Genomic DNA, 25,189 nt, shown 5'->3' on the forward strand with positions numbered 1-25,189 from the left:
CCGGCCGCCGCTTCTTTTCCGGAGGTTTCATGTCCACGCCTGTCCCGCCCAGCAGCCTGTCGTCTCTGCGGCGGCAACTCTCCGGCTTCGATCATGCGCTGAGGACGGCCCAGCAGCTGCGGCGTGCGACCGGTGTGCCGCACTATGTCGTGCATGGCGTCGCGCCGCTTCAGGCGTTCAGGGTTACGATGCGGCCGCCGGCATGGCCCGATCGCTGGCTGGCGATGGTGGCATGACGATGCCATCTGCCAACCACCCAGTTGTGGCCGCCTGGGGCATGGGCGTAAACAGCACCGCCATGATTATCGAATGGGTGGCGCGGGGACGAAGGCTGGATGCCGTATTGACCGCGGATACTGGCGCCGAAAAGCCCCAGAGCTACGACTACCTTCCGATTTTTAAGAAATGGATGGACGATCGAGGCATATTCCACCATATTGTTCGATACGAGCCAAGGAAATTCAAGCATTGGCCGCCGTACTTCACAATATTGGAGAATTGCCTGACGAACTCGACTTTGCCATCTGCCTCATTTGGTAGAAAATCTTGTTCGGTCAAATGGAAGATGCAGCCTCAAGACCTTTGGGTGTCAAAATGGCAACTTGCAAAGAATATATGGCAGGTTGGCGGTAAGGTTGTCAAGCTGATCGGGTATGACGCTTCACCTGCCGACAGCCGGCGTTATGCGAACCGCGAAGGCATCGTGGATGCCCGATACGACTATCTTTATCCGCTTCTGCACGAATGGCATTGGGACCGCGACGCCTGCATCCGGCGAATTGAGGCGGAAGGCTTGCCGGTTCCCCCGAAATCGAGTTGCGTCATCTGTGCGCATATGCGTTCCGAGGAAGTCGCGCAATTGCCGCGCTGGGTGCTTCGATTGATCGTGTTGGTTGAGGCGCGGGCCGCGCCACGCCTGCGCAATGTCGAGGGATTGTGGCGTCGGGCGACAAAAGCCCGTCCCGGCTCCATGACCATGTTCATCCGGCAGCGAGGGCTTCTTGATCCCGACGAGATCGACGCCATCGTCGCAGGCGCACCTGTCGATCTCATTGATTTCCAGCGTGTCGCTGCGGCCATTCCCGTGGACCGGCGGCCCCATATACGAGAATGGATCGATCGCTTCAATGAAGGCGTCGATAAGCTCGCCGCCTGATTACCTCACCCGCATGGGACATGATGTTCATTTAGCCAGCCTCGCGTACTGGCTATCCGCAAGAGCTTGCATTCGCGCGTGCCCTGCACCGACGAAGGTTCGACCGCTCGTCTCGCTGTAACCCGCCGGGAAACGCTCCCCCTTGACTCTTCGCGCGTGCAGCATTCACAATCTGCTCGGCCTTAAGAACTGGCCGCCCCTGCGGTCACGTGTCCCAATCTTCAAGGCCACCTGCGCACCCGAGGGGCAGGCGGGTAATTTCATCGTCAGGGCCGCGATGGCGCAGGAAGGCCCACCGCATAGGGGCATCGCAGTCCTGGAGAACGACTTATGATCTCTTTGGTGTGGCGCTTCGTTTTTTGTCCGCTCGACCATCATAAATCGTTCCGGAAAGATATGTGGTGGAACGGGGATCATTACATCGGAACCTGCCAATACTGCGGCTGCGCGATCCGGAAGAATGGCTCTCGTCGGTGGCGCCGCATCCTTGCCTAACGGATGCCCCAGGGAGCTTCCGAGTGACCGATGCAAGCACAACCCCTTGATCACAGGCCATGTGGGGCACCTCGCTCCGGCCGCTGTTTCTGGTGCTGTTTGCCGGCCGGGGCACCGCGATTCCCAAATCTTCCATGAGGCTTCGACTATGTCAAAGGTTCGCATCGGTGAGTGGAATATCGATCTGGCCCAGGCCACCGCGTCGAAAGGCGACATCGAGGTGAGGATCGTCACGCATGAAGACGGCACCTACACCATCGCGTATTCCGGCCTGGAAAGCAGCGAAACCGCCCGCCTTCTGGGACCGGAGGTTCTTGAGGCCTTCCAACGCGCAGGGGCCAAAGCCTTCGAGCAAGGGCCGGAGTAGAAGCGCGACATTCCAACTGAAGCTCTGGACTATCTGTGCTCCGCATGCTGCAATGCAATATTTCCGCGAATCAGGAGGCTTTCTTGAAAGAATTCTCGATGATCCGCCACCTCGGTTTCGTGGCGGCACGGCGCGGCGAGCCCACATCCGCTAATCCCTACAGGACCTATCTCGAACGGATAGCCTGGATAGGCGGTTACTCCGAAGGCCGCGTGTCCCAGGCGTTCGGCACGATGCTGGCGTCCTGCGATACGGCACGTAAGCGGTAGCCGGAACACTGGCTCCAACCTTTACGCTCTCGCCATTTCCCAGATCGGCCGATCACGCCGTTACATCAATTTCAACTCCGAACTGGCTGGGGATTTCGAGCGGTCGCATCCGCCTTCTTTCGAAGGCCAGTCTTTCCGCCGCGCGGCCCGCCCCTATCTCCCGTTCGCTCCCGATACCGGGACCGCACCTGCCGGTGCCGCCGACCACGCCGCTCCCGCAGTGTCTGCGATGACCGCCGGTTCACGCCGCTGCGCCTCGCTACGGGGACTCCCGCGAGACTAGCACCCGCGCGGCTACCGCCGCGCCCCCGGCTTCGCGCCCCAATCCACCTTCATCATCCCTCGCGCCGCGCCTCTGCCCCTGATCGTGCCGCGGTGTCGCGCGGAGTTGCGGGCGGCGGGGGCGTTGCGTGTGGACCGCAGCGGCGTCGCGCTGGGGGAGGCGGTGCGCCTCGCCGCGGGCGGGCGGCGCGGGAGGCGAGGGCGGGATAGAGAGGAGAGAAGGGCCGGTGAGGGTGTCGCCGAGAATGGTTTTCGAGCGACATTCGAAAGGTAAAGACGATGAACATCGGTGAAATCTTTAATCGGAACGGCCGTCTGAAGGGCTCGATCGCCACCCGCACCATCGATCTGCCCAGTGTCGGGCTGCGCAAGGTCGTGAGCGATAATCCGAAGGCTCCGGTCTACGAGATCCTCGCGCTTAACATCGCCCGCCGCTACGTCCAGATCGGCGCGCTGTGGGAGGCCGTGTCGAAGCAGGGGGATGTGTTCCTCGCCGGGAATATCGACGACCCCAGCCTGCCCGAGCCGCTGCCGATCGCGCTCTTCCCGGCCGATCATGGCGGCTACATGGTCGCCTGGCGCCGCGACACCATGCGCTCCGACTTCGGTGGCGGCATGGGCGCGAGCAGCGGCCGGTACGACGATCGCGGCCCGGGCGGTCAGGGCGGCTTCGGCGACAGCACCGTGGGTGCCGGCGGCGAACGGTCGGGTTCGGACACCTCGTTCGAGGAGGAAGACCCGTTCTGATCACGCGCTGATCAGTCCCATCGGGCCGGGGAGGCGTCAGGCTTCCCCGGCCTCTTTCTTTTTCGCCCATGAGGAGACATCCCATGCGCCGCTCTTCATTGCATTCTTCCGCCCCGTTGACCGACCTTGCCGCGCTCTCCGCGGCGATCATGGCCAGCCCCTCGATCCGCGACCTGCTCGCGCGGCATGTCGATACCGCGTCCCACGTGCCGGACATTCCGGCCGGCATCACCTGCGGCGAGATCATCGCCGCCATCTACGACCTGCTCGAGAATACGCCGCTCGCGCCGCACGCGGCCGGGATCGTCGATGCCGTCCTGACACGCGCGACATTCGTCGCGCCCGCCCGGGCGAGCAGGCACTGACCCGGCACGATACCCATGCAGGGCCGCGGCGCTACCCTCGCGTTCGCGGCCCTTCTCCTTTTGCCCCCCTGACAGGGAGAAGTTCCATGAGCCACGACCATTCGCGCAGCATCAGCCGCTTCGCTGACCTGCCCGCGCTGTTCGCCGAAGTGACCGCGACCCCGGAATTCCAGCGCGCGTTCGGCGATCCGATCCCCCTCTCGATCATCAGCCCGGGGGATGAACCGGGCGAACACGACATGCCCGAGCCACTCCACGCACAGGCCGATTGCGCCGGGGTTATCGCCACCATCTTCGACCTTCTGACCGACACCCGCCTCGATGCGCTTGCCCCCGAGATCGCATGGGGCATGGTGAACAGCTTCCATTTCGTCGCCGGAAAGCTCGAACGGCAGGAAGACCTGCTGGCCGACGAACTGCGCGACATGATGCGCCGCTCCGACCTTTCCGAGGTGTTTAACACCGAGCTCGAAGAGAAGCAGCTGCTGTGCCAGTCGCTGTCCGAACAGCGCGAAGCGGTCGAGTGCATGCGGGACTATGCGGCCGATACCTTCCGCGTGCTTTCGGGCCGTCCCTGGTCGCCTGCGCGCGGTTCGCGGGTCTCGAAGGTCGCTACCGCCACGCAGGTCGCGATACAGGACTTCCTGCGCGCCCGGGAACTCGCCGAGCGCGAGCGCTATCGCCCGCGTGGCCCGATCGTCGTCGCCTCGGGCCATGCCGAATGGCATGACTGGCAGATCCTGTGGGACCGGCTCGACGCGATCCTCGCGCGGATCCCGCACATGACGCTGGTGACCACCGCGCAGCGTAAGGGCTTCGACGCGATCGTGGCCTCGTGGGCGGGGAGCCGCGAGGTTCAGCTCGTCACCTACTCGATGATGGGCGCGGGGCGCGGCGCGCCCTTTGCCCGTAATCGCAAGCTGGTCGAACTGAAACCTGTCGAAGCCGTGCTGGGCGAGGGCTCGGGCATTCAGGCGAACCTCTATCAGGCGCTGCGAAAGGTCGGGGTTCCGATCCATGCCTTCCGAAAGGCCGATCAGGCACCCGCCGAGAAGATCACCGCGCTTCCGCGGGGCCGCTCTCGCCGAGTAGCCTGAGATCGAAGTCTCAGCGCATTTTTCGAGGGACGGCGCGCCGCGCCGTCCCCCTTTATGGATGGCTCGCCCCTTAACTAGGCGTTGTTGTCTTACGGCAGCAGGTCGTTTGAGGAAGGAGCAAGGGTCATGGACATATCGGTTCTCGGGATTGATCTGGGCAAGAACAGCTGCAGCGTGGTCGGGCTGGATGCGACGGGCAAGGTCGTTGTGCGACGGCGGATGCGACGCGAGACGGTTATCACCTATGCTGCGAGCCTGCCGGCCTGCGCCGTGGCAATGGAGGCTTGCTGCGGCGCTCATCACATCGGCCGGGCGCTGGCACGACAAGGCCATGCCGTGCGGTTGATGTCGCCGGAATATGTCCGCCCTTACGTCAAGGCGCAGAAGAACGATGATCGCGATGCCGAGGGGATTGCGGAAGCGGCGACACGCCCGACGATGCGGTTTGTGGAGCTGAAGACCGAGGAGCAACTCGACATGCAGACGTTGCACCGCATTCGCGATCAGCTCGTCGGTGACCGTACCTCGCTGATGAACCAGATAAGAAGCATTCTCTTCGAACGTGGCTATATCGTTCCGCAAGGGCGTGCAAAGCTTGCCGCTCGCCTCGGTGAGATGCTGGATGGCGACGAGCCAGTGCTTAGTCCTCGCATCCACCGGCTCGTCTGCGACATGCGTCTGCGCTGGATTGCCCTTGATGAGCGGATTGCAGATCTCGATGCCGAGTTCACCGAGGCTGCTCACTCAGATGAGCGGATGCGGCGGCTGCTGACCATCCCCGGTATCGGTGCACTCAACGCGACCGCGCTGGTGGCAGCGGTCGGAGATGCCCGATCATTCGGCCGTGGTCGGGATCTTGCTGCCTGGCTGGGGTTGGTACCGCGCCAGGCGACTACCGGGGGCAAGCCGCGACTGCTCGGCATCACTAAACGCGGGAGCCGCTATCTGCGCAAGAACCTGATCCAGGGCGCCCGTTCGTCGCTGCCAACGATGAGCAAGAGTGATACGCGACTGGGCGCCTGGCTGCGGGGATTGCTGGCGCGCTCCCACCCCAATACCGTCGTGGTGGCGCTGGCAGCCAAGATGGCGCGCATCGTTTGGGCGCTGCTGCGTCACGAACGCACCTACGAACCAGTCGCACTAGCGGCGTGAACGAGATCGGCCGATGCGGCGTGCACCGGCCAGATGATGTCTGCGGGAGGTGAGTGACAGATGGCCTGACAGTCGACCGGTGTCCTGGAACCCTACGGCGTAAAATGGCACCCGATGCCGGCCCCTTTATGAGGACCAGGACGCGCGGATCTCCATCTTGGCCAACAGCAGCATGCTGAAAGGCCGGATACGTTTTCGCAGACTGATCAGATCGTCAGACACAAACCGCTTGCCGACGGGGCGAGCCATACGTTTTTGCGCAAGGGGCGTGCCGGGCCGCGAGGTCGCGGGCGCTCCACTGAGAGGCAGGCGCCTGGAGGCACCCGTTGCGAATCAGGGGCATCGAGCCCCAGATTCGCAAAGCCTCTTCTCTCTCTCAAGAATTCCAATCGTGGCACGGGACCGCGCCGGCCTCAAGGACGACGGGGCCCCACCATTTTTCCGGGCGGGTCGGGCGTCATGCTTCCATTCGGGCAATGTGGCCGCCCGGAAAAATCGTGACCCCCATCGCCGGCTGCGCCGGTCGCTCCGCGATCCTTGACCCCGCCGCTCGAAGCCCGTGCCCAGGGGGGAACCTCTTTCGTTTCTACAGGAGGTTCCCATGACGAAGATCCACCGCAGCGTCCGCCCGTTCTCCGACATCGCCGAATTCATCGCGCACGAGACGATGGCGGGCGCCACCGACGACTTCCACGCTGCCTTCTCCTCCGATCTCGACGGGGTCCGCATCGGGCGCGGCGAGGAGGAGATGGCGACCGACATGCCCGATCCGCGCGAAGCCCAGCTTGCCGTCGAGCTGATCGTCACGACCCTCTTCGACCTGCTGCGCGACACGCGGCTGCAGCCTGCCGCCGAGCGCCTCGCATGGGGCATCGTGAACAGTTTCCATCACGTCGCCGACCAGTGGCAGGGGCAGGCCGATAAGGCGACGCGCGAGGTTCAGGACCTGCTGCGGCGCGCCGACGGCAGCGAAATCCACGGCGTCGAACTCGAGCAGGCACAGGGCGAACTCGAATTCCTCGACGAAGCCACCGACGCGCTGCGGTGCATGCGCGACCATGCCGCCGACGTCTTCCACACCGAAACCGGACGGCCGTGGTCGGCACCGAAGGGGTCGCTGGTCTCGAGTAAGCGCACCGCCTCGGTCATCGCCGCCACCGATTTCCTGGCCGCCCGCCGCCAGCGCCGCACTGACGCGCATAACCCGCAGGGACCCATCGTGATCTTCTCCGGCGGCGCGGACTGCTGGTTTGACGACCGCCTGATCTGGGCGAAACTCGACGACGCGAAATCCCGGAACCCGGCGATGGTGCTGGCGACGACCGCACAGGATAAGGGATGCGACGCGATGGCCGCAGCGTGGGCCGCCTCGCGTAAGGTGAAGCTCATCACGTTCCGCCTCAGCGCCAAGCTGGGGAAGAGGGCGGGGTTCGTCCGGAACGAGCAGATGGTCGGACTGCGACCCGTCGAGGCGCTGGTCTGCGAAGGGTCGGGCCTGCAGTCCCACCTCGCGCGCCTCGTGAAGGAGAAGCGTATCCCGGCGCGGTTCGTGAGGCTCAGCGATCAGGGGTGGGAGGCACAGTGAGGTTCCGCCAGAGGATCGGTCCGGTTCGCCGGGCCGGTCCTCATTTCCTTTTATCAAGCGTAGCTCTCGCCCCCGCTCAGGGACCCGCAGGCGGGTCCGTCGCGGGCGCGATGCGGGACCGCGAGGCGGTCCCGGCCTCCTGCGCGCGGCTTCGCCGTGCTCGTCGCAGGGACACCCTCCGGGTGCGGTCTGGGCGGGGTTGGCTGAGGGGGCTTGGCCCGCGTCCGCCACCAGAGGAGAGGAGGGCAGAGAGGGGTGGCTCATTCGAGGAGATTAAAGCCATGTCCGAGCATCTGCACCTCTCTAATTCGGCCGTCTTCATTTCCGGATCGCGCGCCATTACCGCACTGCCCGAACCTGTTATCGAACGCATCGACGGTTTCCTGTACCGCGCGCTTCCCATCTGGATCGGGGATGCGCACGGCGTCGATCGCTTGGTCCAGCGCCTTCTTTCCGATCGCGATATCGCTGCTGTCAGGGTCTACTGTTCCGGCGAGGGACCCCGCCATAATCTGGGCGACTGGCCTGTCCGGAACATTCCGACTTCCGGCAGAAAGGGCACCGCCGCCTTCCATGCCGCGAAGGATATGGCAATGGCGCGCGATGCCGCCCTCGGTCTCGTGATCTGGGATGGTCGCAGCCGAGGCAGCCTTGCGAATATCCACCGGTTGGCGGCGCAGCGGCGCTTCATCATGATCTGGTTCGGGCCCGAAGCGCGGTTCATCACCCTGAGATCGGATTCCGACAGGGACAGCTTTCTCGAGGCGCATCCCTGCCGGAACCTGGTGATGACCAGCGCGTGATCAGATCGCTGCCGGCAGTCCCTTAATCGCCGTCAGCGCCGCGCCGCCGCCTACCCGGACCGCCTGTGTGAGAAGCTCGCGGAATTCCCTTTCCGTGAGCTTCTCGACCGGCATCTCCGCGATCATAGCGGCATATTTGCCGCGCAGGGCACGGCGCGCGCTTTCCAGTTCATCGTTCATCTTGCGCTGGCGCGCTTCGAGATCGGCGAGCCGATCCCTTTCCGTTATCTTTGGCATGTCCATCGTCCTTCCCCGATGGCCTGCCCGTCGCTCGCGACTGTGCCACATCGACGGACCGGCGCAAGCGGGGATTGCCGCTTCCTGCGGAACCGGCGGGGCGTCGCGCCTGGCCACTTCTCCACCGACCCATCCCATCCATCGGCCCGCGGTGCCTGTCGTCCGCGGACACCCCCATGAGGAGGCTTCCATGCTCACCATCGAACCCGATTACGACCGTTTCGTCGAAACCTATGAACCGCATTACTTCCAGGCGCAGGCGAGGGGGTTCGCTCTCATCCGCCGGATCGAGCGCCACCTCAAACGGGCTAATTCCTACGCGGGCCAGTACTATGGTTACACCGATCACGAGACCGGCGACTTCGTGATCACCGGCGAGTGCGACGAGGAATACGAGGCGGAATGGAACCGGGCTTCGGAGCTCGCCCGGATAGCTGCCCGCTCCAATGCGTATCGGATCATCCGGGCACAGGGCCGTGACGACGAGGCGGCCATGCTCATCCTGGAAGCGCACGCGTTGGTCGCCCAGCAGGGCTGATCACATACCCCGGGACCGGGCCTGATGCCCGGTCCCTTTTTTTGCTTTCGGGGAGATCCCACCCATGAACGCCATCCCTCAAACCTCCTCGCCACGCACCACCGCGAAACTGCAGCAAGGGTGCCCCGCCCCTGCCGGTGCGAGGCTGCGCAGCGCGAGCGCGCTGCGTAAGGCGGGACGCACGGCGCGAGGCCGTTTTGTAATGGACCCTACGCACGGGTGCTGCGGGCCCATTAGGCTGTAAAAACAAGGGTATATGGCCGTAATACGCGTATGCCTCAGTTCCAGCGGAGCGTCGTACGCCGACCACGGCACCGACGAGGGCGGTGCTATCCCATTGAGTTAACGTGAGATATCTTGTGGTACGCGTCCTGCGCGGATTCAGGATCTGTTCGACCGATACCTTCATCAAAAGGCCTGGACTCGCTGCTGCATGACCGAGATCATGGTGTCCTCGCTCCAGCAGGAATACCTCTCCGCCAGCATCGGAGCGCGAGGCACTTGAGCGCCAACTCGAAGCCTTGCAACGCGATATCCATCGATTGCAACTCGAGCATGAGTTCCTCATGCGTTGAGCCTCAACGGGTGAGCAGCGCCTTACCGAAACGCCATGCGAGAAGAATTTTTGGAACGCTAAGCCATTCCCATTTCTCGATCCCAAACGGGATAGCTGCGGCCGTCCCTTTGAGTGTTCCTAGGGTCAGGACTCGTTGATCACAGCCAGAAGATGACGGTGGCAGCGAGGGTAACGGCGGAGAAGAAGGCGGTCGGGCAGCGATCGTAGCGGGTGGCGACGCGGCGCCAGTCTTTGAGGCGGCCGAACATGATCTCGATGCGGCTGCGGCGCCGATAGCGGCGCTTGTCATACCTGACGGGCTCGTTGCGTGATCGCCGACCCGGGATGCATGGCTGAATGCCCTTTGCTTGGAGAGCGTCCCTGAACCAGTCGGCGTCATAGCCGCGATCGCCAAGTAGCCACTGCGCCTTGGGCATGTCGTCGAGCAGCGCTGCCGCTCCGGTGTAGTCGCTGACTTGGCCAGCGGTCATGAAGAAGCTCAAAGGCCGGCCGTTCGCGTCGGCGACGGCGTGGAGCTTGGTGTTCATGCCGCCTTTGGTGCGCCCGATCAGGCGACCAAGATCCCCTTTTTAACCCGCAGACTCAAGGCCGTGCGGTGCGCCTTCAGGTAAGTCGCGTCGATCATGACCGTCTTCGGCTCGGCACCTTTCGCCGCCAGCCCCTCCATCATGCGCGTGAACACGCCTGCCTCACCCCAGCGCTTCCACCGATTGTAGAGCGTCTTGTGCGAACCGTAGGCGGCGGGTGCATCTCGCCAGCGCAGCCCGTTCTTGTTGACGAACACGATGCCACTCAGCACCCGCCGATCATCCACGCGCGGCTTGCCGTGGCTCCTGGGGAAGAACGGCCGCAGCCGCTCCATCTGCTCATCAGTCAGCCAAAACAGATCGCTCATTCCGGTCTCCTTGCGGAGCCTGAATCAGATCGTGACGCTCACATCAATGGGTCCTGACCCTAGCGGATGTATCCGCCGCAATTCGGGCGGAGCAAGCAAGGTCTTTGGATTACGTTCGTAACGTACGATTTCGTATGGTATCTCAAGTTCTTCAAGAGCCCAAAGAATGCGCTGCGATCGGCTGTTTTCGAGATGATGAACTATAATCATTTCCGACACTCTTGATGAGCGGCTGACTTTCAAGGCAGTCGACGTACTTTGAAATTGCTGCACGTGCTGATTTAACCAGAATCAAGCGTTGTGTGCAGGGTGGGATCACGCCAGCAACAAGGCGGGATCAATCGCATAGAGCTGATCGGCTGGTGCACTGGCTGCGGCAGCAAGCCCGATAGCTTCAGGAACTATCTGGTCGAGATAGAATGCCGCGGTCGCTTTTTTGACCTGGCCAAAATCATCATCGGTCGCTGCGCTGTGCTGCTGTTCCATCAACCAGCCGCAGACCGCGACCGATAACATCGTCAGGAACGGATAGCTTGCAGCGAGCCGGTCGTCAGCATTCGCTCCGGTGAGACGGCGTCCGATATCTTCACAGTGATAGATGAGTTCCGTTAGCGGCGCCGCCTTTGCTGTTGTCCGTAAGTCCGTCAATAAGGCTTCGAAGGCCTTGCCATTGGACAGACCGAGCTTCCGTCCGACCAAGTCAGCTGCCTGTATGCCATTCGTACCCTCGTAGATGGGCGTGATTCGAGCATCACGGAACAATTGCGCAGCCCCTGTCTCCTCGACGTAGCCCATGCCTCCATGCACCTGGACCCCAATCGACGCGATTTCATTCCCGAGATCGGTGGCATGCGCCTTGGCGAGCGGCGTGAGGATCTCGAGCCGATCTTGCGCCTCCTCGTCGCCGAGCGCCGCAAGATCGACCTGCACAGCGGCATAGTAGACCAGGGCGCGTGCCGCTTGCGTCTGTGCAGACATCCGCATCAGCATGCGCCGAACGTCAGGATGATCCGCGATGCGCGCCGGCGTGCGATCAGCCGCCCCCGCGCGGGCAGACTGGACCCGTTCCAGCGCGTACGACACAGCCTTGCGCGTTGCCGCCTCACCGATTTGGACGCCTTGCAGACCGACGTTCAGGCGCGCGTTGTTCATCATCGTAAACATGGCGCGCATACCCCCATGTTCCGGGCCGATGAGTTCGCCGATGCAGTCGTCGTGATCGCCGAAGCTCAGGACACAGGTCGGTGATGCGTGCAGCCCGAGCTTATGCTCGATCGAGACAACCTTCACGTCGTTGGGCTCGGCTGGTTTCCCGGCGGCGTCGAGGCGGAATTTGGGCACGAGAAATAGGGAGATGCCACGCGTTCCGGGCGGTGCGTTCGGCGTTCGCGCAAGGACGAGATGGACGATGTTTTCGGCCATGTCATGGTCACCGAACGAGATGTAGATTTTGGTGCCCTTGATCGACCACGTCCCGTCGCCGCGAGGAAACGCCTGCGCGCGAAGCGCGCCGACATCAGATCCTGGCTGGGGCTCAGTGAGGTTCATCGTGCCCGTCCAGGCCCCGGTTGCGAGCTGCGGCAGGTATAGTGCCTGTTGATCGGCCGAACCGTGATGGACCAAGGCTTCGATTGCACCGACCGTCAGCGTCGGACAGAGCGCAAAGCCGGTATTCGCGGTTCCGAGCAGTTCGAGCACGGCGGTCTGCAGCACGAAGGGTAGTCCCTGACCGCCATGTTCGACGGGAACGCCGATGGTACCCCATCCGCCCTCCACATAGGCCTGATATGCAGAAGCATAGCCATCGGGCATCACGACGCCATCGTCAGTCCACTGCGCGCCGACCGTGTCGCCGATCCCGTTGATCGGTCCCCATACGCCGCTGGCGAATTCGCCGGCCCCTTCGAGGACGGCATCGACGACGTCATCGCTGGCATCGGCAAACCGATCGTGTTGAGCAAGGTCGCGGATGTGGGCGATCGTAACAAGGACGAACCGGATCTCAGCGGTCGCAGGTGAAGAAGTCATACTTCGGTGCTTTCTGAAACGATCGTGTGATCAGGCGGATGCTAGCGAGGCGGACGTGATCGCCGTCTCCCGCAGCGCCTTCTTGTCGACCTTGCCGACGCTCGTCCTCGGCAGGACCTCACAGAAGTAGATCGCATCCGGAATGGCGTAGCGCGAAATCGCGCCCGTCTGCGCTCGCTCGGATACCGCGTGCCGCAGCGATCCTTCCGTCACCGCCGGACCAGCGCCGCGGACGATGAAGGCGACCGGCCGCTCACCCCATCGGGCATCGGGAATTCCGACGACGGCCGCCTCTGCCACACCGGCAGCTTCCATCAGGAGGGACTCCAGTTCCAGCGAGGACACCCATTCGCCGCCGGTCTTGATGACGTCCTTGAGCCGATCGACGATCCGGACCGCGCCGTCCGCGTCGAGCTCAGCGATGTCGCCGGTGTGCAGGCGTCCGCCTTCCCACAACGCATCGGAGGCGTCCTGCAGCGAGTAGCCCTGGGTGAGCCAGGGCGCGCGGATCGTCAATTCGCCGCCACGGCTTTGGTCGACCGCGACCTCGACGAGCGGCAGTGGGAAGCCAGCGCGACAGCGGACGCCGACAGCTTCGCCCGGCTTGCTGCGCGCCAGGGTCACGACGGGTCCGGTCTCGGACATGCCGTATCCGGAGAGTGCGATGACGCCGACACCCTCCGCCTCTTCCGCCAGCGCTTCGGGAAGCGCCGAGCCGCCGATCATCATCGTCCAGGGGGCCAAATCCAGGGCATTGGCCCGAGCAACATCGATGACCATCCGGAGGATCGTCGGAACGCAATGCGAGTAGGTCACGCGCTCATCGCGCTTCAAGGCTAGGATCGTGGCCGGGTCGTAGCGTCCGGGATACACCTGCTTCATTCCCAGCATCGTTGCGACATACGGCATGCCCCAGGCATGGACGTGGAACATGGGCGTGATCGGCATGTAGACATCGTTACGCGTGACGCCCTGTCCGATCGGCTGGTTTGCTATCGTCGCAGCCGCCGCCAGGGTATGCAGGACGAGCTGACGATGGGAGAAGAAGACCTGCTTTGGGTCGCCCGTCGTGCCGGTCGTATGGAACGTCGTGGCAATCGCGTTCTCATCGAAGTCTTCGAAGACGTAACCGGGATCGCCCGTTTCGATAAGAGCTTCAAAGCCGTCCGCGGCGCTGCCGCCAAAGGTAACGGAGCGCTCAATTTGCAGCCCGGGCAAAAGCACGTCGGCGAGGGGCTTGAAATCGTCATGGTAGAGCAGCGTAGACGCGCCACTCTGCCGAAGCGTGAAGCCGATCGCAGCTGGCGCGAGGCGAACGTTGACCGTTTGCAGGATCGCGCCAAGCATGGGGATCGCAAAGTAGCATTCGAGATAACGGTGGCTGTCCCAGTCCATGACTGCGACGGTATCACCGGCCTTGACGCCAAATTGTGAGAGGGCAGATGCAAGGCGGTGGATCCGCTCGATGAACGCAGCATAACCAAACCGCCGTCCGTCGCTGACGATCTCCTGACTCGTTGTCTCTGGTTTGGGAAGCAATCGACGAATGAGGAGGGGATAGCTGTACGCCTCTGCAGCGACAGTCTCGAGCAATCTCGGCTGTGTCATAAACTCTCCTAAGTGGTACGCTTTTTATTTGGATTGGGGGATGCTGAACGCGATGACGTAGTCGCCGACGTCCTTCGAATGAGCAGCTCCGCCCACCGACACCAGTACGTATTGGCGTCCGGTCTTGGGCGAGATGTAGGTCATCGGCGTCGCACTTGAGCCGACCGGCAGTCGGTAGCGCCACACCTCTTTGCCGTCCGAGGTGTCGTAAGCGCGCAGGTAGTAATCCTGCGACCCCGCGAAGAAGAGCAGCCCCCCGGCGGTCACACTGGTGCCGGCATAGGTCGGCATGCCGATTGGCATAGGCAGATGCGACTTGATCCCCAGCGGCCCCAATTCCTCGGCAGTGCCGGCCGGCACCTGCCATGCGATCTTGCGGGTGTTGAGGTCGACCGCGGTGATTGTTCCGAACGGCGGGCGCGAACATGGAACACCGAGCTTCGTCATCCACATCTGGATGTTGACGCCATAAGGCGTGCCGAGCTGCGGCGATGGGCCGTGGCCGGTACCATCCGGATGGTTTTTCTTGGCGAATTCGGTGAATTCCGGACGGGTCATCAGGCGGACCGTCATCGGCACGCGTACGTCGTTCATGAACACCCGGTTGTTGGGGACGTCGACGGACATGCTGCCCCAGTTCAGGCCGCCGAGATTGCTCGGATGCTCGATGGACTGGGTCATGCCCGGAGGCGTGAAATCACCGCTGTAGCGCGACTGGCGGAAGGAGATGCGGCAGGCGAGCTGGTCGAACATGGTCATGCCCCACATGCGACGCTCGTTCAGCGTCTCCGCAATAACCGGCATGTCGACAGAATAGGGCTGGGTCGGCGACATCCGCTCACCCGGCATGCTGCCCGCCGACGACACGGGCTTTTCGACCACGCGGCTCAGCGGCTGCCCGGTCGCCCGGTTCAGCAGAAACAGCTGGCCGCGTTTCGTGGACAACAGAAGTGCCGGGATATTGCCGCGTAGATTGACGAGGGCAGGCTGTGCGGGAAGATCGTAGTCCCACAGGTCGTGATGCACCGTCTGGAACTTCCAGCGCTCGCGGCCGGAGGTCACGTCGAGCGCGACAAGTGTCGAATTGTACCGGTCCGCCCACGGCTTGCGCTGGACGCCGTAATAGTCGGGCGTGGCGTTGCCGAGCGGCACGTAGATCAGGCCGAGCTTGTCGTCATAGGCCGCAGTGGTCCACATGTTCGGCGTACCGCGCGTGTAGGTCTGGCCGGGGGGCGGCTCACGCGTGATTGCCGGATTGCCCAGGTCCCAGGCCCAGACGAGCTTGCCGGTTATCACGTCGAAGCCGCGGATCACGCCCGACGGTTCGCCGGTCTGCTCGTTGTCGACCACCCAGCCACCGATCACGATGATGTTGCGCGCGACGAGCGGAGCGGAGGTCTGGAAGTAGAAGCCGGGCTTTACCGGCCCCATGCCTTCGGCGAGCGACACGGTGCCGTCATTGCCGAAGCCCGGGCATAGCTTGCCCGTCCTGGCGTCGAGCGCCATCAATCGCGCGTCGATGGTGGTGGCGATGAGACGCTGCTGGCATTCGCCTGACGCTGTCGTCGACTGATAATAGCCGAGCGAACGACACCGCTGCCAGAAGGGCGCCTTGGCGTGAGGATCGAAGCGCCAGCGCGTGGCACCCGTATCGGGATCAAGCGCGAGGATGACGTTGTTGCGGGTGCAGCTGTAGAGGGTATCGCCGATCTGGAGAGGCGTGTTCTGGTCGATGCCAGGGCCCATGTCGCCGGTCCGGATCGTCCAGGCTGGCTTCAGCGTGGCGACATTGTCGCGATTGATCTTGTTGTAGGTGGCGTATCGAAGCCCAGCGGTGCTTGCGCCGTACGACGTCCAGTCCTGCGGTGCATTGTCCCCTGCGCCAGGAGAATAGTCCGCCGCTGCAACCGCGGATACGGTGGGATGCGGCACGAACGCCAACCCAAACATGGCGGCGAACGCGATCGCGCAGGCCGCAGCACCGAGCCGGAAGCCGCGACGGGCGTTGCCTGAGACGATCGATGGGAACAGTCCTAAGCCTAGTCCTACCAGCGCAATCGGTGCGAGGAGACGGGGAAATAGGTCCCAGAAGCGCAGCCCCGCCTCGAATAGTGACCAGATCACCGTGCCGGCCAATGCGAAGACAAGCACCCAGTTCGCCTGGCGGTGGTTCCGCAAGGCCAAGACGGCTGCAAGGGCGAGTGTAGCGCCGAAGATGGCGTAATATGGTGTTCCGCCCAGCGCCGCCAGCCACAGACCACCCGCCGTCAGAGCGGCGCCGATGATCAACAGAACGACTGCGTAGAGTCTCGCGATCTTCGACATTGGGGACTCCGATCCAAGAAATGTTAGTGGGGTAGGGCGCCTCTCTCGGGCAGTTGATTCGCGGTTCGGCTATCCGGTTGTTGATGCAGCGACGCGCGCCGCACGCTGTGCCGCGAGGTTTTCGGCGACCCGCTGCCGCGTGAAGACCGGCGGAAGATCAAGCGCCTGCAAAAGACCGGAGCCGATGAGGGATGCACTCAGGGCCGGCGTGACGATGCTCTCGATAATGATCGGAAGCTCGGCTTCGGTGAAGGCGGACCCATCCCTGCGGTCAGTCGCAATGTCGTGCGATAGACGGGCGAACCGTTCGAACAACGGTTGGAGTAGGGGGCTCTGCACCGCCGACAGCCACCCGATGAGCTTGCCGACCCCCGTCGTTTCGAAGCTGTCGAACACAAGGTCGACGAGATCCGCTTCACTGATCTGTCCCGCCTTCAAGGCCCAAGTGCCTGCTCGAACCTTGGTCAAAAGCTGCTCGATCAGTCCGTCGGCGACTGCCGCCTGCAGATTGGCGGCGGTGCCAAAATGGTGGGTGATGCTGCCGTGCGTCATTCCCAGCGCCGCGGCGACCGACTGAAGGGTGATCGCGCCAGGTCCATCAGCCACGAGGATCCCGCGCGCGGCACTGATCGCCTCCTCGCGCAGTTCGTCCGGCTGGCGGCGACGTCGACGGGCAGGGATCATCGCTATTGTCATCGGTGACAATATCTGCGAATGATTGATTGCTGTCAATTTATTCCATGAGGACGGATCAGATGCCCGGAGGCGGCGAGCGTCATTTCAGCGCATTCGAGGTGACCGCCTCGGACATCGATCACATGGGGCATGTGAACAACACGGTCTATCTACGGTGGATTCAGGACGCGGTGACCGCGTTTTGGGAGCAGCACGCACCGGGGGAGGCCGTGCGTTCGATCGCATGGGTCGCGCTCAAACACGAGATCAGCTATCGCAGCCCTGCGTTTCTTGACGAGCGTGTCGATGTCCAGATGCTCATCGACCGGTACGTGGGGGCCAGAGCCTATTTTGACGCTACCATAAGGCGAGGAGAGACGGTGCTCGCCGAGGTGAAAAGCGTCTGGTGCAGCGTCGATGTCTCGTCGCTTCGTCCGGTCCGGCTTGCCCGGGAAATCCGCGCTTCAATCCTTGGCGGCTCGAAGGCGACGGCATGACAAGTCCACTCGCCTGGCACGCGGTCACGATGGCCGCTCTTGTCTGCTCCTCCGGTGCCGCGATTGGCCAAAGCATTAACGATCGACAATCGCAGCCATTGAGCTTCGATGCGGCTCTCGCGCGGATCGACGATGCCTCGCCCGGCCTTTCCGGCGAGGACCATGCCGTCCGTGCAAGCGAACTGATCGCCGGGGCTACCCGTAGCTTGCGCCGTCCGGTCGTCAGCGCTTCGGCCAGCGTCATCGAGTATCAAAAGACGTTGTCCGTCGACCTCACTGGGCCGAAGGATAATGCGGCAAATGCCACAACCGACTTCCTATCGCAGCTGCCCGGCCAGTTTCCGGTCGGCTTGCAGCAGATCGTCGGGCAGGTCACACAGCGCGTCGGCGCCGCGCTGCCGACGATCTTCGGGGCAATCCCGGACACGCTGCAATATCAGACGCGTGATACGGTGTTTCGGCCCGCGGTCACCGCGGCCATGCCCCTTTACACGGGCGGAGCGATCCCGGCGATCCAGGCAGGCGCGGACGCCGCGGTCGATGTGGCGCGCGCCAGGCAGGCCGGTGGGCGCGACGTGTCCCGTGTCAGCCTTGTTCGAGGCTATTTCGGACAGCAGGTCGCTGCACAATTGACGCACTCCACGCGCGAGACGCTCGAGGGGTTCGACCGCCATCTGGCCGATGCGAAGAAGCTCGAGCAGAACGGGGTCATCCCCCATGCCCGCGTCCTCCAGGTCCAGGTCGCCCGCGATGCCGCGGAGCGCGCCTATGCGCGCGCGCAGCTAGAGGAAGCGACGGCCGCCGATGCGCTGGCGCGATTGCTGAATCAGCCGGGGGGCGTGAATGCGCTGACGCCTCTATTCGTCAATTCGGCGCCACTGCCGCCGGTCAGCGTGTTCATCGACGGCATCGATGCGACACCGCGAGCACGCGGCGCCGACGCTGCACGCGACATCGCCCGTGCGGGCGTGGGCCTCGCGAAATCCCGTTACCGCCCCCAGGCTTTTGCGTTCGGCAGCTACAACGCCAACCGCAATAATGCGCTGCCGACCGAACCCGATTGGGTGGCCGGTATTAGTCTGCGATACACCCTGCTGTCGAATTTCGATCGTAAAAAGTCGCTCGATGCGGCGCGCGAGCAGGAGCGCGCAGCCGCCGATGCCGCAGCGCAGGCTCGCAAGGACGTGGCCAACGAAATCGTCCGTGCCTGGAATCTGGTCGAAACGGCCCGGCGGTCTTTCCTGCTGCTCGACAGCAACCTTGCCGCAGCGCGGGAAAACCTGCGGGTCCAACGGGTTTCATTCTTCGAAGGCGAAGCCCCATCCTCGGCGCTCGTCGATGCCGAGGCGACGCTGGCCTCGACGCAGACCCAACGCATCACGGCAGCCTACGAATACGACCTCGCACTCGCGGGCTTGCTCGCGACGAGCCACCGGGTTGACGATTTCACCACCTATTTGGCGCGCGCCGATCGACGTTTGGGGAATGAGAAGTGAACGAGGAAACGACCGCTTCACCAAAACGTAGCAGGCGGCCGATCGCGATCACCGCCGGGTTGATCGTCGTGATCGTCGTCGTGTTGGGTCTGTGGCTGGCGAGCCGGCCGGCGCCGGAGCAATTGCAGGGCATGGTCGATGCCGACGAGGTCAATGTTGGAACCAAGGCGCTTGCCCGCGTCGAGCATCTGATCGCGGAAGAGGGGCAGCGCGTTCAACCCGGCACGCTGCTGGCGACGCTGTCGAGCCCCGAGATCACCGGTGGGCAGGCGCAGGCGCAAGGTGCGCTCGATGCAGCACGCGCGGTTGCGTCGGAAACGAACGAGGGCGCGAGGTCGGAAGACATCGCAACCCTGCGCTCGACATGGCAGGCAGCCCAGGCGGCAGCGGATCTGGCGGCGGTCACGAGCCGCCGCACAGCCAATCTTTACGCGCAAGGGGTGGTGGCGGCCCAGCGCCGGGATGAAGCAGCGGCAGCGCGCGACAGCAGCGCCCGCAACGCCGAAGCCGCGCGTCAGCAATATCTGAAGGCGCTGGCAGGAGCGCGTCCGCAGAACAAACAGGCGGCGAACGCCCAAGTGCGTATCGCCGAAGCCGCACTGCGCACCGCGAACGCCTTAGGGCGCGAAACACAATTGTTCTCGCCGATTGCTGGTGAAGTTGCCCGCAAGCTCGTGCAGCCAGGCGAAGTCGTCAGCCCCGTCATCCCCGCCTATCAGGTCATCGACATCGATCACCCCTGGGTCGCGTTGAACCTGCGGGAGGACCGTTATCATGGTCTCGGGATCGGCTCGGTGCTGCACGGTCACATACCCGCGCTGCAGCGCGATGCCGACTTCAAGGTCTATTTGGTTGCGCCGCGCGGCGACTTCGCCACCTGGCGCGCCACGCGCGAAGCATCGGGCTATGACGTGCGAACCTTCGAGATCCGGCTGCATCCGGTCAGCTCGATCGAAAAGCTGCGCCCGGGAATGAGCGTCCTGTTCGACTGGCCACAATGAGCGCCTTTCGCCGGGCTTGGACGCGCGAGGTGCATTATCTACGTCACGATCGCTGGGATCTTGCAGGCATCACATTGCTTCCCGGATTCCTCATCTTCATCGTTGCTGCCCTGTTTTGGCAGGGGCCGCTGCGCCAAGTGCCGCTGGGGATCGTGGATGGTGACGGAAGTACCGCCAGCCGAGCGGTCGTCCGCGCGCTCGATGCCTCGCCACTCATTCGGTTCGGAGGCTATTATCCGGGCGAGGTCGAGGCCGTGCGTGCAGTCCGCTCCGGCAAGATCCTGGGGTTTGCGCATATCCCGGCGGGACTCGGCGAAAGCGTGGCCCGGCACCGGGAGCCGGTCGTTCGCATCCTCTACAACGGAAGCTTCCTGACCGCCGGGGGTCAGGTCGCCCGTGCGGCTGAGGAGGCCGTGACCGAAGCGCTCCCGGAGATCGCGGCCAATCAGCTGCCCAATCATGCGGTACCGAGGAGCCGCGTCCGGCGTCTCGCCGTCGAGGCGACACCGCTGGGCAATGCGCCATCGAGCTTCGAATGGTTCCTGGGGCTGCTGATCTTCCCGGCGGTTCTGCATCTGATCGCGGCCTGCGTTTGCGCCATGGCGATCGGCCGCGAACTTAAGGGCAAGTCTTTGTCTGAGTGGGCGAGGGCAAGCGGCGGGGTGGCTCCAGCGATGGCCGGCAAGATGCTGCCTTACGTCCTCGCCATCAGCGGTTGGGGACTCGTCTGGCTCCTCTACCTGACCCTTGCGCGCGGTTGGCGTATCGAGGGAAGTATCGTTTTGATCGCCTCCGGTCAGACGCTGTTCTACGCTGCGACGGCTGCCGTCGCGGCGCTCCTCGTGGCGGTGACGCGCGAGACGGCCACGGCGCTGTCGGCCAGCGCCGTCTATGCCGGATCGGCCCTGGCTTATTCAGGTGCAACGCTGCCGCTGAACGGCGGGAACGCATTCGCCCGCACCTGGAGCAACGTGCTGCCGCTCACCCATTATATCGCGCTTCAGATGGGGCAGGTCAGTGGTCAGGCGATTACCGCAGCCGTCGCGCCGATGGCCTCGCTGATGGCCTACATCGTCATCGCGGGCGGCGGGGCATTGGCCTTCATCATGGCAAAGGCACGGCGGGCATGACCTTCGATAGGGCCTTCCTCTCGACGTGGCACACCATCCTCACGTCGAAGACGCTGCTTAGCACGATGCTGCTCGCGGTCGTCCTTTATTCCTTTTATTACCCCGCGCCTTATTCCCATGAGGCGCCGAGGAAGCTGCCCGTGGTCGTGGTCGATCAGGATGACAGCGCACTCAGCCGATCAATGATCCTAGACCTGGACGCCACTCGTTCCATCGGTGTCGTGAACGTCGTCGGGAACCTCGCTATTGCCAGGTCGGACATGCGCGAGGGCAAGGCCGATGGGGTCATCCTGATCTCCGACGGCCTGGAGCGCCAGCTGCGTGCGGGAACGCCCGGCTCCGGGATCGCCGTTTGGGTCAATGCGACCTATCTGCTGCGCGCGAGCACGATCGGTGAGGCGGTGACGGCGGTCATACAGAATATCGCGAAGACCCGTTTGCTGCCGGGCGGGCAGGTCAGTCGCGGCGGTCCGCCGGTCACGGTCGTCAAAGAACCGCTATTCAATCGAACGGGAGGCTACAAAGGCTACGTCTTTCCATCCGTAGCGGTTATCATCATCCAGCAAACGCTCCTCTTCGGTGTCGCGACCTTCATGGGTGCGCGTCGCCGAACGGGAACGTGGCGGATGGGGGCGGCGGAGTTCGGCGGTACCCTGGTGGCCTTCTCGTCGGTCGGCATTCTGGGATGCTATTTTTTGTTCGGCCTGATCTTCTGGCTCCAAGGGGTTCCTGTCGATGGCAACGTCCTCGGCATGGTCGGGGTCGTGCCGATCTTCGCCGCAGCGGTCGCTGCGCTGGGAATGTTGGTGGGCAGTGTATTCGATCGGGGAGAGCGGGCGACCTACATGCTCGGTCCAACGTCAGTACCCTTCTTCTTCCTCACCGGCGCGACCTATCCGCTCGATCAGATGCCGCGCTTCGTATCGGCATTTTCCCACCTGATACCCTCGACATCGGGGGTGCATACCTTCGTCCCTCTTAATCAAATGCGTGCCACACTCGGCGACGTCGCTTCGCCGCTGTTGATGCTGGTGACGCTGGCCATCGGCTATTCCGCGCTCGCGTATCTCCGCATCGTCGTCTTCGCGCCGCGCTCGGTAAGAGTGCACGCCTGACAAAACGCAAGGCAGACATTCTAAAGAACCGGCGCTGCGGCGCCAGGACCTACTGGTCATGCGCCGCTGCTTGACGAACCTGAGGCATTAGAAATCATCCAGGATTTCCTTGGCAGATTTGCGCCATCGGTTGACGAAGGAAGCTAGCTCGCCTCGTGTCAGATGTCATTCATTCAGTTGAACTGCCAGCTTTCGTGTTTCTTGCGGATTAACGGCGACTGATTGCTCTTCGTCACTGCAGGACGCCTTTTTCCGGCACCAAAGCCCTCGCTCTTGCCCGAAGCCGTCTCCAAGCCCTCGCGCAATATTATTCCATCAGCACCGACGAGGCCGATCCTCAATTTTTTTGGGGTTCTTGTCCGAATAATAGCGTTTTTACTCGGAATTGGAACATCCTATTTCTACTGCAGACGAGGAAATCCTCGCAATCCTAACAGGGAGAGGAAATCATGAAAAAGATGCTATATTCCGGCCTATCAGGCTTCGGCTTGGCAGTAAGTCTTTGTGCAGCACCTGCATTTGCTCAGGAAGATGCTCAGGTCGCGGGGCGCAGTCGCGACACCGATGCCTTGCTCGGCGAAATCGTTGTGACGGCAACAAAGCAGGCCGGGGGGACCAACGCCCAGAGAGCACCTGTGGCGATCTCGGCCTTTGGTGAAGATCAGCTCCGTGCGATGCAGATCAAGGATATTTCCCAGATCGCCTTCAAGGCCCCCAATGTTTCGATGGATGACGTCGGAACCACGAAGGGTGTTGCGAACTTCAGCATCCGCGGCCTCGGCGTAAATTCCTCGATTCCCTCCATCGATCCGGCCGTGGGCACCTTCGTGGACGGTATCTATCAGGGCATCAATGGCGGTGTCGTCTTCGACGCCTTTGACCTCAAATCGGTCGAAGTGCTCCGTGGCCCCCAGGGAGTCCTCTTCGGTCGAAATGTCACGGGCGGTGCAGTTCTCGTCAACACTACGGATCCCTCCGACACACTGAAATATGATTTCAAGGCCTCTGCCACGTCGGGCCTGCGAGGGACCGGCGGCAGCTATACCGTTTCCGGCGTGGTGCGTGGACCGTTGGTAAAAGATGTGTTGTCGGCCAAATTGGGTGTTTACTATAACAAGGATGATGGCTGGTTCGAGCGTACTGTCGGCGCGCGCAAGGAGGATTTTGGCGAGTCCCGCACCTGGCTGTTGAGAGGCGGCCTCAAGTTCACGCCCTCGAGCGATCTGTCGGTGCTGGTCAAATATGAGCATGGTGACTCGCACGGCGACGGGCCGGCAGGCCAATCCCACACGAACGGGGATGGGGTTCCGGGAGCATGGGGCAATTTCAGCCGCGATAGCTTCGGCTTCTCGATTGACGAACCCGGCTTCTATGATTCCAAATGGGATCAGGTGAGCGGCGAGATCAATCTTGATGTTGGTCCCGGCACCATCACGAACATCGCCGGTTATCGCCGCTACAAGCAAGAGGCTCTGTCCGATATCGATTCAAGTCCGAGGGATCTTTTCCACGCAAATATCGACGTTAAGCAGCACCAATTTTCGGATGAGCTACGTTTCAACGGAGATGTTACAGACGATATCGAACTCACGACCGGATTTTTTTACTTCACTCAGAAGATTTATTATAACGAGCATCGCCGGCTCCTTGGAGGCGCCCGTCATCAATATGGTGGGGGGTATCAGGACCAGGAGACATTTGGTCTGTTCGCTAATGTGGATTTCAAGCTCACAGATGCTCTTACGATCAGCCCCGGTTTGCGTTGGTCCCATGAACGAAAGGACGACAAGATCGCTTCGCTTTCAGCGAATGTAAACAAGCCCTGCGACATCATCGATGGTACCTGCCCTTACGACTTTACGGGCAAGGTTTCGAAGGGCAGTTGGTCCCCTCGCTTGGGTATCCAGTATGAAATTTCGCCGACCGTTAGAAGCTATGCCAACTATGCGCGGGCATATCGTGCCGGCGGCTTCAACTTTCGCAACACCGCAACCGATCTGGCGAATTTTGGCCCTGGGCCCTTCCGCGACGAAAAAGTCGATTCCTGGGAACTGGGTTTCAAGACGGAGCCGTTCGGCCGTGCGCGCTTCAATGTGGCGGCATTCTATATGAAAATTGCCGACATGCAGCGCGAGGTGAATTTGTCGGATCCTGTTTCGGGCGTGGTGCAGGTGATCAAAAATACGGCTGATGCGAGAATCATGGGTATCGAAGCCGACGCGACGATCCCACTTGCGGAGGGTGTTGTTCTTGAGGGATCTGCCGGCTACACGGACGGAAAATATACTAATGTCATTTTCGATCTCAACGGCGACGGTCTCGTAAACGGGGCGGACAAGGATCTCGATATCCCACGTCTCGCTCCTTTCACGGCAAATATCGGCCTTTCTGTGGAAAGAGATCTGCCAGCAGTTGGGACGACAACGCTCCGGGTGGGGTATTCGCATCGCGACAGCTCGGCTTATACCGATAACAATCGCGGTCAACTCAATGCTGCCGACCGGATCGATGCGAGCTTGGCCTTCCACGTTCTCGATGACAGGGGGACCATTACAATATTCGGTCAAAACCTCACAAACGACGTGCAGATCGGCGGGGATACCCAGTTGCCGGCACGGCTCGGACCTGTCCCCCTGGGTGGCACATTCTCGCCGCTCTCAAAAGGGCGCGTGTTTGGTGTTGAGCTTCGCTTCTCGAACTAAGTGACAGGATGGAATCTTGGGCCGGCATTTTGCCGGCCCATGCCAAT

Annotated in this window: 23 protein-coding genes and 1 pseudogene; 17 read left to right on the plus strand and 7 right to left on the minus strand. The window is 62.5% G+C overall.

Going from position 1 to position 25,189, the window contains the following annotated elements:
• Positions 1 to 29 precede the first annotated feature (29 nt).
• The 10 genes from A8V01_RS04745 to A8V01_RS04790 all read left to right on the plus strand — a co-directional run bounded on the left by A8V01_RS04745 (position 30) and on the right by A8V01_RS04790 (position 8,318).
• The gene (locus A8V01_RS04745) at positions 30 to 236 is read left to right on the plus strand and encodes a hypothetical protein (protein WP_103094823.1); all 207 of its coding nucleotides are present in this window, start codon (positions 30 to 32) and stop codon (positions 234 to 236) included.
• Positions 233 to 1,156: a hypothetical protein gene (locus A8V01_RS04750; protein WP_211294956.1), complete on the plus strand. Its 924-nt coding sequence runs from the start codon at positions 233 to 235 to the stop codon at positions 1,154 to 1,156. Before A8V01_RS04745 ends, A8V01_RS04750 begins: the two co-directional genes overlap by 4 nt.
• A gap of 643 nt (positions 1,157 to 1,799) precedes the next feature.
• Positions 1,800 to 2,018, plus strand: a complete 219-nt coding sequence (locus A8V01_RS04755) for a hypothetical protein (protein WP_103094784.1) — start codon at positions 1,800 to 1,802, stop codon at positions 2,016 to 2,018.
• Positions 2,019 to 2,101: 83 nt separating this feature from the next.
• Positions 2,102 to 2,287 (plus strand): ribosome modulation factor, encoded by a 186-nt coding sequence (locus tag A8V01_RS04760; RefSeq protein WP_146037184.1) that lies wholly within the window; start codon positions 2,102 to 2,104, stop codon positions 2,285 to 2,287.
• Positions 2,288 to 2,848: 561 nt separating this feature from the next.
• The gene (locus tag A8V01_RS04765) at positions 2,849 to 3,316 is read left to right on the plus strand and encodes a DUF736 domain-containing protein (RefSeq protein WP_103094786.1); all 468 of its coding nucleotides are present in this window, start codon (positions 2,849 to 2,851) and stop codon (positions 3,314 to 3,316) included.
• Between the two features lie 83 nt (positions 3,317 to 3,399).
• Positions 3,400 to 3,681, plus strand: coding sequence for a hypothetical protein (locus tag A8V01_RS04770; protein WP_103094787.1), 282 nt, complete (start codon positions 3,400 to 3,402; stop codon positions 3,679 to 3,681).
• Positions 3,682 to 3,767: 86 nt separating this feature from the next.
• Entirely contained in the window at positions 3,768 to 4,778 is a 1,011-nt protein-coding gene (locus A8V01_RS04775) for a DUF2493 domain-containing protein (RefSeq protein ID WP_103094788.1), read from the plus strand.
• 126 nt (positions 4,779 to 4,904) lie between these two features.
• Complete coding sequence (locus A8V01_RS04780; protein WP_103094789.1) at positions 4,905 to 5,930, plus strand: IS110 family RNA-guided transposase; 1,026 nt, start codon at positions 4,905 to 4,907, stop codon at positions 5,928 to 5,930.
• A gap of 601 nt (positions 5,931 to 6,531) precedes the next feature.
• Positions 6,532 to 7,515 (plus strand): DUF2493 domain-containing protein, encoded by a 984-nt coding sequence (locus tag A8V01_RS04785; RefSeq protein ID WP_103094790.1) that lies wholly within the window; start codon positions 6,532 to 6,534, stop codon positions 7,513 to 7,515.
• 281 nt (positions 7,516 to 7,796) lie between these two features.
• Positions 7,797 to 8,318 carry a hypothetical protein gene (locus A8V01_RS04790; RefSeq protein WP_103094791.1) on the plus strand — a complete coding sequence of 174 codons (522 nt, stop codon included), beginning with the start codon at positions 7,797 to 7,799 and terminating at the stop codon, positions 8,316 to 8,318.
• On the opposite strand, the gene A8V01_RS04795 is transcribed toward A8V01_RS04790, so the two are convergent.
• On the minus strand, positions 8,319 to 8,555 hold the full coding sequence (locus A8V01_RS04795) for a hypothetical protein (RefSeq protein ID WP_170065832.1): 237 nt from the start codon (positions 8,553 to 8,555) through the stop codon (positions 8,319 to 8,321). It abuts the gene before it with no gap.
• A 190-nt stretch (positions 8,556 to 8,745) separates the two neighbouring features.
• Between A8V01_RS04795 and A8V01_RS04800 the strand changes: the two genes are divergently transcribed.
• The gene (locus A8V01_RS04800) at positions 8,746 to 9,093 is read left to right on the plus strand and encodes a hypothetical protein (protein ID WP_103094792.1); all 348 of its coding nucleotides are present in this window, start codon (positions 8,746 to 8,748) and stop codon (positions 9,091 to 9,093) included.
• A gap of 714 nt (positions 9,094 to 9,807) precedes the next feature.
• Here the strand turns inward: A8V01_RS04800 and A8V01_RS04805 are convergent.
• The 6 genes and pseudogenes from A8V01_RS04805 to A8V01_RS04830 all read right to left on the minus strand — a co-directional run bounded on the left by A8V01_RS04805 (position 9,808) and on the right by A8V01_RS04830 (position 17,210).
• Positions 9,808 to 10,565, minus strand: a protein-coding gene (locus A8V01_RS04805; protein ID WP_103094793.1) for an IS5 family transposase whose coding sequence is annotated in 2 segments (ribosomal slippage) — positions 9,808 to 10,232 and positions 10,232 to 10,565 — 759 coding nt in all. Because the reading frame shifts where the segments join, the coding sequence is not laid out codon by codon here.
• A 45-nt stretch (positions 10,566 to 10,610) separates the two neighbouring features.
• A pseudogene (locus tag A8V01_RS04810) lies at positions 10,611 to 10,775 on the minus strand (glutathione S-transferase N-terminal domain-containing protein); the annotation flags it as partial.
• Between the two features lie 105 nt (positions 10,776 to 10,880).
• Positions 10,881 to 12,593, minus strand: a complete 1,713-nt coding sequence (locus A8V01_RS04815) for an acyl-CoA dehydrogenase family protein (protein ID WP_103094794.1) — start codon at positions 12,591 to 12,593, stop codon at positions 10,881 to 10,883.
• A gap of 30 nt (positions 12,594 to 12,623) precedes the next feature.
• Positions 12,624 to 14,201, minus strand: coding sequence for a long-chain-fatty-acid--CoA ligase (locus tag A8V01_RS04820; RefSeq protein ID WP_103094795.1), 1,578 nt, complete (start codon positions 14,199 to 14,201; stop codon positions 12,624 to 12,626).
• A 24-nt stretch (positions 14,202 to 14,225) separates the two neighbouring features.
• Complete coding sequence (locus A8V01_RS04825; protein ID WP_103094796.1) at positions 14,226 to 16,526, minus strand: membrane-bound PQQ-dependent dehydrogenase, glucose/quinate/shikimate family; 2,301 nt, start codon at positions 16,524 to 16,526, stop codon at positions 14,226 to 14,228.
• 69 nt (positions 16,527 to 16,595) lie between these two features.
• Complete coding sequence (locus tag A8V01_RS04830) at positions 16,596 to 17,210, minus strand: TetR family transcriptional regulator (protein WP_170065833.1); 615 nt, start codon at positions 17,208 to 17,210, stop codon at positions 16,596 to 16,598.
• Between the two features lie 71 nt (positions 17,211 to 17,281).
• Between A8V01_RS04830 and A8V01_RS04835 the strand changes: the two genes are divergently transcribed.
• The 6 genes from A8V01_RS04835 (at position 17,282) to A8V01_RS04860 (ending at position 25,142) form a co-directional block, all read left to right on the plus strand.
• Positions 17,282 to 17,698: an acyl-CoA thioesterase gene (locus tag A8V01_RS04835; protein WP_103094825.1), complete on the plus strand. Its 417-nt coding sequence runs from the start codon at positions 17,282 to 17,284 to the stop codon at positions 17,696 to 17,698.
• Positions 17,695 to 19,194: a TolC family protein gene (locus tag A8V01_RS04840; protein WP_103094798.1), complete on the plus strand. Its 1,500-nt coding sequence runs from the start codon at positions 17,695 to 17,697 to the stop codon at positions 19,192 to 19,194. The genes A8V01_RS04835 and A8V01_RS04840 overlap by 4 nt, the downstream gene beginning before the upstream one ends.
• On the plus strand, positions 19,191 to 20,195 hold the full coding sequence (locus tag A8V01_RS04845; protein ID WP_103094799.1) for an HlyD family secretion protein: 1,005 nt from the start codon (positions 19,191 to 19,193) through the stop codon (positions 20,193 to 20,195). The genes A8V01_RS04840 and A8V01_RS04845 overlap by 4 nt, the downstream gene beginning before the upstream one ends.
• Positions 20,196 to 20,224: 29 nt before the next feature.
• Positions 20,225 to 21,325, plus strand: a complete 1,101-nt coding sequence (locus tag A8V01_RS04850; RefSeq protein ID WP_245892336.1) for an ABC transporter permease — start codon at positions 20,225 to 20,227, stop codon at positions 21,323 to 21,325.
• Positions 21,322 to 22,440, plus strand: a complete 1,119-nt coding sequence (locus A8V01_RS04855) for an ABC transporter permease (protein WP_103094801.1) — start codon at positions 21,322 to 21,324, stop codon at positions 22,438 to 22,440. The genes A8V01_RS04850 and A8V01_RS04855 overlap by 4 nt, the downstream gene beginning before the upstream one ends.
• A 449-nt stretch (positions 22,441 to 22,889) precedes the next feature.
• Positions 22,890 to 25,142 (plus strand): TonB-dependent receptor, encoded by a 2,253-nt coding sequence (locus A8V01_RS04860; protein WP_242526570.1) that lies wholly within the window; start codon positions 22,890 to 22,892, stop codon positions 25,140 to 25,142.
• The last annotated feature ends 47 nt before the right edge of the window (positions 25,143 to 25,189 follow it).

The organism is Novosphingobium guangzhouense, assembly GCF_002896965.1.
Classification (GTDB): domain Bacteria; phylum Pseudomonadota; class Alphaproteobacteria; order Sphingomonadales; family Sphingomonadaceae; genus Novosphingobium; species Novosphingobium guangzhouense.